General features: G+C 60.8%; 4 protein-coding genes and 1 tRNA gene. 2 read left to right on the top strand and 3 right to left on the bottom strand.

The window, feature by feature from the left end; all coding sequences use genetic code 11:
- The first annotated feature begins 246 nt into the window (after window positions 1-246).
- Together WB528_RS19905 and WB528_RS19900 are read left to right on the top strand one after the other, a co-directional pair.
- Window positions 247-333 (top strand) — tRNA-Leu (locus WB528_RS19905).
- 67 nt (window positions 334-400) lie between these two features.
- The gene (locus WB528_RS19900) at window positions 401-784 is read left to right on the top strand and encodes a nucleotidyltransferase domain-containing protein (RefSeq protein ID WP_423890122.1); all 384 of its coding nucleotides are present in this window, start codon (window positions 401-403) and stop codon (window positions 782-784) included.
- Here WB528_RS19900 and WB528_RS19895 read toward each other — a convergent pair.
- From WB528_RS19895 to WB528_RS19885, 3 genes are all read right to left on the bottom strand, one after another.
- Entirely contained in the window at window positions 718-1,152 is a 435-nt protein-coding gene (locus tag WB528_RS19895; RefSeq protein WP_423890121.1) for a C1 family peptidase, read from the bottom strand. The two genes, WB528_RS19900 and WB528_RS19895, sit on opposite strands and share 67 nt — an antisense overlap.
- An 11-nt stretch (window positions 1,153-1,163) precedes the next feature.
- Window positions 1,164-2,492: a cytochrome-c peroxidase gene (locus tag WB528_RS19890; RefSeq protein WP_423890120.1), complete on the bottom strand. Its 1,329-nt coding sequence runs from the start codon at window positions 2,490-2,492 to the stop codon at window positions 1,164-1,166.
- A gap of 11 nt (window positions 2,493-2,503) precedes the next feature.
- On the bottom strand, window positions 2,504-3,556 hold a 1,053-nt coding region (locus tag WB528_RS19885; protein ID WP_423890119.1), incomplete at its 5' end, for a phospholipase C.

The raw sequence follows: 3,556 nt of genomic DNA, 5'->3' as shown, positions 1-3,556 counted from the left end.
CATTCACGAACTTCGGAAAGTCATGGGCACCAGTAAAGTCGTGATTCCAGCGCCGCTTGCTATTTGAAGCTCCTGAACGGTTTTTGCCGCCAGCGATGCAGGAGCTTCAAATAGGCGGCACTGATGTCCGCAATGAGGCTTTCCTTGCTTCGCGCAGTCGCATAAAGGTTTGGGGGCGGCGCCAAGCTGAACCGGCCCATTTTCCGGACTCAAAAACTGCGCTAACTATTTGATCTTGTGACCAAAGCGGACGTGGCGGAATTGGTAGACGCAAGGGACTTAAAATCCCTCGATGGCAACGTCGTGCGGGTTCGAGTCCCGCCGCCCGCACCAAGGATAGTCTCGCTGTAGACGAGAATAGGCGGGATAGCGGGAAGAGAACTCGATTTTGCAGCGCCTGGTGCCCGCCCTCGCCGATGTCCCCGATTTCAACGCCATTGTACTCGGAGGTTCGCGCGCGCGAGGAACGGCAACCGAGAACTCGGATTGTGATTTCGGTCTGTATCATTCCGAGGCGAAACAACTGGACGCAGGCCGGCTCCTCGAAGCGGTCAGAAATTTGATCGACGAGCCTGATGCTATCGAGGTTAACCCCGGGTTGGCGAGTGGAGCCCTGAATCGTCGGCGACGCCCTCGTCCGTCGATTTCAATGGGAAATTCTGTTCAGCATCGAGAACGACGAAATTGCCGCCGCTCGCGGTGGCGCGCTGGCGCTTTCTATCCGGTCACCGATCGCAACGTCCAGAAGTCGCTCGCCAGCCGCGCCGAAATCAAATATTCGTAAGGCATCAGGCAATAGCCCTTGATGCCCCAGCCCGTCCCCCAGGAATTGCGGATGACGAAGGACCGCTTGGTGTCGTCGTAACCGACGGCGACCACGCAGTGACCGCCCACGACTTTCTCACCGGTGGACGGCATCGGAACGATTCCGGTGTCGGCAATCTGCTGGCTCTCAAAACTCTGGTACACGGTGAAGCCGAACACGAACGGATAGCCTTCCGCGAGGCAGCCCTGCATCTGGGTGAGGTCTTGCGAAACCCGCATGTAGCGCGAGACGAGATCGAGCTTGGCGTCCGCATAGGCGAAAGCCGGCGGCTTCACGGCAAACTCCTTGATATTGTAGGGCCAGTCCGTCTCGAGCGGCGCGCCGATGGTCGCAACCGTTATTCTTCCGGCTTGTAGCCGTCGCTCAGGGTTTTCAAAAACGCGATGATGTCAGTTTCGTCCTGTGCCGTCATCGCCGGCGTTTCGCCGAGATGGCGGTTGAAGGGCGGATCGGTAACATCGACATTGCCGCGATACTGCGCCGGGATGTCGTTGAACATCTGCACCTTCCCGTCGGCACTGACCGGAAAAACCTTCTCCGGGTTGGTGTCGCGGAAATTGTAGAAATCCATCACCTGTTGCAGCGTGTGGAACACGCCGTTGTGGAAGAAGGTGCGGCGCACGGCCGTGTTACGCAAGGTCGGCGTTTTGAACATGCCGCAAAATTGCGTCTGGTCGGCAATGTCCTTGCGAATGGGCCCGCAAACCCCGAGGTCGAAATAACCGGGGTCTTTGGTATCGGCAAGCGTGAGATTGCGCGGCGCGCCCAGGGCTTCATATTGCGTATCGGTAAAGCGCGGCGGCGATCCGTCCCGGCTTGGCTCGGAGGTGTGACAGCCGGCGCAGTTGGCCTTTGCCGGATCGTTGAACAGGCGAAGGCCGCGCATTTCCGCCTCGCTCAGGCGAACCTTGCCCTCCAGCCAGTAGTCGTACTTGCTAGTATAAGGATGGAAGCTCGGCTCCTCGATCTGATAGCGGCCGACCGCAAACGCCGCCTCGGCGACCAGCAGCTTTGTGTCCTTGAAAATGCGCTCGCCGAACAATGCGGCGAACTTCTTCGCGTACGGCGCGCTACGCAGTTTCCCGGCGATGATCTCGATGCTGCCGCCGTCCATTTCGCGCGGGTCGAGCAGAGGACCGGACGCCTGGATCTGAAGGGTGTCGGCGCGGCCGTCCCAGAACAGGCCGCCCTGCGGCACGATATTCTGGCTTTGCGCGGTCTGGGTTGCGATCTTCTCCGCGCGCACTGCGGTCTTGCCCACCTCTGCCTGTCGCGCCAATGGGGCGACGGTATCGTCCACGTCTTCCTTTTCGGGGCCGATGCTGAAGTCGGGTTGACGTTCCAGGTAGGTCAGCGAGGGAACGGCGCGCAAACCGGGAAGCGTCAAGTCGGGACCGCCCAGCATCACCGGGCCGTCAGTCGGCGGGCCATAAGCATGATCCGGGCTGTGACACGAGGCGCAAGCCAATTTGCCCGACGACGACAGGCTGGTGTCGAAAAAAATGTCCCGTCCCAGTCGCGCCATGGCGGAAAGCGGTTCGACCGGACGGCGGATCAGACGAATGGGATTCGGGTTTTCGCCGGGCAACATCTGCGGCTCGGCTGCGAAGACAGCGCCGGCCAGAAGGCCGGCGCCGAGGAACCACACGATGGTGCGATGGAGCATAGCTGACTAGTTTAGTTCTTGATCTTCTTCGTTTCGTCGACGACGCCGGTGGCCGGATCGAGGAACACCGTCACCGACTTCTTCCGAGAGAAGTTGAACATGTCCATGATCGAACCGGTCGTGGCGTCGAACGAGCCACCGCCGAGACGTTCGCCCTTCAGCCAGTTGTCCTCAACGAACTGCGGGATCGAGGCCTGCGTCACCAGCACATGGCTAACATAGTTCTTCTTGGCGTAGGGCGAGATCACCACGAACGGGATGCGCGTGCCCGGACCGCAACGGCCTGCGACCTGACCGCCGTTGACGCCGGTGGGTTCGGGGGTCTGGCCCGGGACGCCGCAGTTGCCGGTGCCGTTCAACGCATCCGACGTCGAGAATGACCCATGCGTCGTTGCGGCGAAGGCGTGGTCGTACCAGCCGTCGGAGTCGTCATAGGTGATGATCACGGCGGTGGAATCCCAATCCTCCTGCTGCTGCAGGAAGTTGATCAGGTTGACCAGTCCGGTCTGCTCGTCGAGCGGATCGGAATAGCCGGGGTGACCGTCCTGGATGGCCGGCATTTTGATGAAGGAGACGGCCGGATAGTTGCCGGCGCCGACTGCCGCGGTGAAGTCTTCGAGGTCGTAGGCGTGGTTGGCCGGGTCGACCTTGTTGGTGCCGGGGACCTTGGTATAGCCGATCGCCTTGGTCGACGTCGGACGGGCATGCGTGAGGTTCGCCGTCGACGTGTAGTACTGGAACCAGGCGTGATGCGGGATGTAGTCGGAAGTCGCGCCAAGGACCTCGCCAACGGTGCTACGCGCGCAACCTGTGGTGCCGTTGTCGTTGATGGTTTGCAGATTGAAACCACCCATGAACGAACCCCAGGGGATGTTGGCGGCATTGAGCAGATCGCCGATGTTCTTGCTCGTCATGCGGACCTGAGCGGTCTTGCTCGAGCAGGCGTCGCCGGCGGGATCGGTATCATTGATCTGCGTGAAGCCACCCTGGCCGTCCGGAACAACGGCCGCGGCGAAGCCGTTCGGAACGACCGCACCATTGGTGGTGCCGGCGAACATATTGAG

This window comes from Bradyrhizobium sp. (genome assembly GCF_049586575.1).
Classification (GTDB): Bacteria; Pseudomonadota; Alphaproteobacteria; order Rhizobiales; family Xanthobacteraceae; genus Bradyrhizobium.
Note: the sequence above shows the minus strand (reverse complement) of the source record. Positions and strands in the feature narration are given on the sequence as shown.

Coding starts and splice junctions, on each gene's coding strand:
- WB528_RS19890 (WP_423890120.1), bottom strand. CDS start 2,492: ATGCTCCATCGCACCATCGTGTGGTTCCTCGGCGCCGGCCTTCTGGCC.